This window comes from Frankia sp. CcWB3, from assembly GCF_977927595.1.
This window is the reverse complement of sequence record NZ_CDWRCK010000057.1, coordinates 15,935-20,773: the sequence shown is the minus strand read 5'-3', so window position 1 is coordinate 20,773 and position 4,839 is coordinate 15,935. Positions and strand designations below refer to the sequence as shown.

Here is a 4,839-nt window from a genome sequence, read left to right as displayed (position 1 = left end):
CACCTACGCCCACGCCCACGCCCACACCTACGCCCACGCCTACGCCCACGCCCACGCCATCCACATCCTCGGCGGGCCGGGAGACGGCGATGGCCTGCTCGTCGCTGATCGACCCCTCAAGGACGAGGCGGACGCGGCCGCGGCGCAGGTGGTCGAAGGCGATCGCGGCCAACCGCGCCGCCTGCTCGGCGGCGCCCGGCTCACCCTGGTTGTGCCGCAGACAGGCGATCTTGGCGTGGACGACCGCCTGGTAGGCAATGTAGTGATGGTCCAGCGACACCGGATGCGTCTCGGCGGAGAACTCCCGGTACCAGGCCAGGAACCGGCGCGCCTCGTCCGGCGCGCCGAGCCGCTCCAGGTCCATCGCGAGGCACGCGGCGTCGGCCAACACGTCACCGATCCGGCCCTGCCGGTCGGACGCCAGGCAGTCGATCACCCGTACGCCGTCGGACAGGCAGAAGACGTGGTCGGCGATGAAATCGCCGTGACCGTCCCGGATCCGGCCGGCCCGCCGCCGCTCAGCCAGCAGCGGAGCCCGCCCGGCGAGGTAGCGCAGCGCGAGTCGCTCGATCTCGTCGACGACATCGGCGGCCAGGACCTCGCCGCGAAACGGCGCGACGGCGCGCAGCAGGTCCAGCCAGCGAGCCTGCATAGCCGCCAGGCTGCCCGCCGCACCGATCCGGGCCGAGGTCTCGCAGCTCTCGTGGAACGCCGCGAGTCGGCGCGCGAGGTCACGCAGCTGTTGATCGACCCACCCGCCCCGCTCGACCAGCGTCGTCAGGCGGCGCGCGACGGGCAGCCGACGCATGACGACCATGTGATCGCGCAGGAGGTCGGCCTCGTCGCGGACGTCCGCGACGGCGAGGTACACGTCCGGCGCCAGCCGCCGGTTGAGGGCCACCTCGGTCTGGCAGGCCTCTTCCCGCGCCTGCCGCCGTCGCAGGTCCACGGATCCGGCCATGACGGGTTTGGGCATCTTGTAGACCCGCTCGCCCACGAAGAACAGCAGCGCGGTCGTCGTCTCCACGGTGTGCAGCGTGGGGGTTGGCCCGCCGAGGAAACTCGGCGGAGCGGGAGGGGTCAGAGCGGTCTCAGCGGTCAGAACCTCTGCGGCGGACATGATCTCTCCCGGAGGCAACGGAGAGTAACAGGGAGTAGACGACGGTTGGCCAGGACCCGCAGGGGTCCGGCGGCGGTGTCGTCAACGGTGCCCTGCCGGGACGGACCAGCCGATCCGCCGGATGTCACGCCCGGATGGCCGTTCGGCCCTCACCGAGTGGGCCGAACGGCCGTGCCGAGTATGCGGGCGGCGACGATCGCGACCCGCTGCCGGCTCCGGGCCGGCAGGCTCGCCGGGGGTCAGGCCTCGCGGAGGGACTCCAGGAAGAGCAGGGTCCGCGCGGCGACGCTGCGACGCCCCGGACCCGTCAGCACATCGTGGCCGCCCGGGACGACCACGAGCTCCGCCCGGGACGCGGTGCGCGTCGTCATCCGGATCAGGGGTAGCGGGCTGACCTTGTCCTGCGCACCGTGGATGAGCAGGATCGGGAGGTCGGGCAGGGCACGCGGCAACGGTTCCTCGATGGCCACCCCCGCGACGGGAACCTGCAGGAGCGGCAGGCCGACCAGGATCACACCGTCGGGGCGTACCGCAGGGGAGGCGGCCATCGCCAGCGCCGCGAGGGCCCCCGTGTCGGAACCGAGGAGGACGAACGGGACGCCCGGCACCCGGTTCTCGGCCACCGCGGGCACCCGGCGGCCACCGTCGGGAACGACGGTCACCAGGTAGCCGTCCAGCGCGAGCCGATCGGCGAGAAGGTGGAACGGGCCGGCCTGCTCACCGCGCCCGAGCAGCACCGCGACCACCGCGCGCACATATTCCCCGGGTGCCCCGCCGGAGGCGGGAGAGGGCGCCGGGAGCCGACGCGTCGACGGAACCGGGATCGCGGCCGGGACGGCAGGGGAGGCCGGAGAGACGATCGACGCCGGAGAGACGGTGGGTGCGGTGGGTGTCGCGGCCGGCCTGCCTGCGGTTGGCGCGACGGAGCTGCCCCGCTGCGGACCGACGATGGCGCGGGCGCGGGATTGCCTGCCCGCCGCGGACGAGGTGGGCGAGGCCATCCGTAGATCATCGACGGACAACTGAGTGGTCGGCGACGGCATCGGCGCCAGATCTCCTTCGGACGGAACGGATCGTCGCGGCAGGCGGGCCGGACGTGCCGCGGGCGCGGCGTCGAGGCGACATCAATCGTTGATCTCGCCTCGGAGACCAGGAAAGGGCTTGAAGAGTAGGAGAGGGAAGGTGTCCGGCCCGCCGATGATCGGTCCGACGGCCCGGCGACCGGAGTAACACGCGGCTGCCGCCCGCCACGAGGCGAGGACAACGGCGGCCTGGACATCGCGGCGGCCGTGCTCGCGAGTCGTACGGGGTGACCAGCAGCGGCGACGGGTGGTTCTTCGACGGCGGTACCGCTGCGGTCGGTCTCGGGAGCCGGCCCCTGGGAAACGACCACCTGCCGCACGTCGCCTGCCGGCGAACGTCAGGAGCCCACCGGGAGGCGGAGGATGCCGGACCACTGGCCGCCCGCGGCCGGGACGGATCGCTCGGCTCGGGGCCGCCGGCAGGCTCGGGGCCGCCGGCAGATCAGCGACAACGTCGCCAGGACGACGGCGACGGGAGGATCTCGGACTGGCGTCGATCGGGCCGGAGCACGTCCACGAACATGTCTACTACCTTGCGTAGCGAGAAGGGAAGCCGTCAAGCCGTTCACGGTGTGTCGTATATCACTCCACGACACGCCGGCCCGACGCTGACGTGACGTCGACCGAAAGGTGTCCGGTCGGCCAGACCGGCGGCAAGGCCAGCCGGGAAGCCGGCCGCGAAGCCGGTGACCGGACCTCGTGGACCCCGCCCCGAAACACCGGAAAATGACGACAAGGGCACCGCCGGAGGCGCTGCCCTTGTCATGATCCGCGCACATTGTTCGTGCACGTTTAATGATCAACTATTTCGGTTCTCCGGGCACGGTCCTGTGCGTCGGGGAACCAACCCGCACCACGGTCAGGCCGCCGCCGCGCCCTTGGCCTTCACGAAACGGGCAGCCACGTCGGCCCAGTTGACGACGTTCCACAGGGCCGCCACGTAGTCGACCTTGACGTTCTTGTACTGCAGGTACCAGGCATGCTCCCAGGCGTCGAACACGAGCAGCGGGGTGTTGCCCACGCCGACGTTGCTCTGGTGGTCGTACACCTGCTCGATGAGCAGACGCTGCGCGGTGGCGTCGTAGGCCAGGACGCCCCACCCGGAGCCCTGCACCGTGGTGGTCACCGCGTTCAGTTGCGCCTTGAAGGCGTCGAAGGAACCGAAGTCGGCGGCGATGGCCTCACCGAGCGCACCGTCCGGCTTGTCCCCGCCGTCCGGCGAGAGGTTCTCCCAGTAGATCGAGTGGAGAATATGCCCGGAAAGGTTGAAGGCGAGCGTCTTCTCCAGGCCCACGATGGCACCGAAGTCGCCCTTGTCGCGCGCTTCGGCGATCTTCTCAAGAGTGTCATTGGCACCCTTGACGTAGGTCGCGTGGTGCTTGTCGTGGTGCAGTTCGACTATCTGCCCGATAATGGACGGTTCCAGAGCACCGTAGTCGTAGTTCAGGTCCGGCAGCGTGTACGTCGCCACTAGCGCACGATCCTTTCCATTCATAAGGAATTCATCCGAGGAGTCCCGTGCGGAGCTCTCGGAGGTCAGATGGGCGGTGCGATGGAGCCGGCGGCCACCCGGAGCGGAGGGGGCGGACAGGACCCGGCGATGCTCATCGGCCCTCCCCCCTCCTCTCCCGCGGCACCGCCTCGACGGCACCCTGTGGACGGTCGGCTTCGCTGCTGCAATCCTCCGCGCGATCCCCCGACTGGACACTATCGCCAGTCGGATGGGGCTTGCATGGCGAGACCCGACACCATGACACTCAAAGGATCGACCCGTTCGCAGCGCCAACAACAGTGCGTAACGGTGAGGAAACGAAAACGGGATTACTCCGCCATTCCTCGCCACCGCCCATTACCTTCCGCTACTCCTCATGGATCTGTTGGGCGAGGTAATGGGCCGCACCAAGCTGGGAGATCAGCTCCAGCTGGGCGTCGAGCCAGTCGATGTGCTCCTCCTCGGAGACGAGGATCCGCTCGAGGAGCACGGCCGATCCGACGTCGCCCCGCTCCCGGCAGAGTGCGACCCCCCGGCGCAGCAGGTCAACCGCCTCGAACTCCCCGGACCGGTCCACCTCGAGCTGCTCGGGCACCGTCTCCCCGATACGCAGCGTGTGCAGACGCTGCAGGTTCGGCAGACCGCCGAGATACAGCACCCGCTCGATGAGCTGATCCGCGTGCTTCATCTCGTCGATCGACTCGCGATAATAGTGCTCGGCGATCCGCCGATATCCCCAGTTACGTTGCATACGACTGTGCAGAAAGTACTGGTTGATGGTCGTGAGCTCGTTCGTCAGCACACTGTTCAGAATTTCGATGATTTCCACGTCACCACGCGTCACCATATGACCTCCACCTCCTGTCGGACATCGCCGGCCGGACGCCGCTCGTCATCATACCGAGGGAGTGCCCCGTCCCGCACCGCTTGATCGACCCGCCGTGGCGCCTCAACCAGCGGCGATGACCTCCGACGGTCCGCGCGAGCCGACAGGCGGAACCTCCAGCGGACAGCACATCACACGGATACGGATTTCGCAGCGAACCTGAACCCGCACCCCTCACATCCGCCTGAACGTAAATGCAGGTAAGGTTTACTGTAAGGTAGAAATCCCGCACGGAGGAAGCGTGCGGGAAACGTGCGGG

The 4,839-nt window shown here is 69.0% G+C and carries 4 protein-coding genes; all 4 read right to left on the bottom strand.

Going from position 1 to position 4,839, the window contains the following annotated elements; genetic code table 11:
* The coding region (locus ACY5KJ_RS06930) for an aminoglycoside phosphotransferase family protein (RefSeq protein WP_462203015.1) at positions 1-1,120 on the bottom strand (1,120 nt) is incomplete at its 3' end.
* Positions 1,121-1,359: 239 nt separating this feature from the next.
* Positions 1,360-2,163: an alpha/beta hydrolase gene (locus tag ACY5KJ_RS06925; protein WP_462203014.1), complete on the bottom strand. Its 804-nt coding sequence runs from the start codon at positions 2,161-2,163 to the stop codon at positions 1,360-1,362.
* Positions 2,164-3,061: 898 nt separating this feature from the next.
* A complete protein-coding gene (locus ACY5KJ_RS06920) occupies positions 3,062-3,673 on the bottom strand; it encodes a superoxide dismutase (RefSeq protein ID WP_462187230.1) in 612 nt (203 codons plus the stop codon).
* Between the two features lie 388 nt (positions 3,674-4,061).
* Entirely contained in the window at positions 4,062-4,541 is a 480-nt protein-coding gene (bfr, locus tag ACY5KJ_RS06915; RefSeq protein WP_462187231.1) for a bacterioferritin, read from the bottom strand.
* Positions 4,542-4,839: the final 298 nt, after the last annotated feature.

Bases quoted from the DNA above. Each gene is read 5' to 3' on its own strand.
- ACY5KJ_RS06925 (WP_462203014.1), bottom strand. From the start codon at position 2,163: ATGCCGTCGCCGACCACTCAGTTGTCCGTCGATGATCTACGGATGGCC.
- bfr (WP_462187231.1), bottom strand. From the start codon at position 4,541: ATGGTGACGCGTGGTGACGTGGAAATCATCGAAATTCTGAACAGTGTG.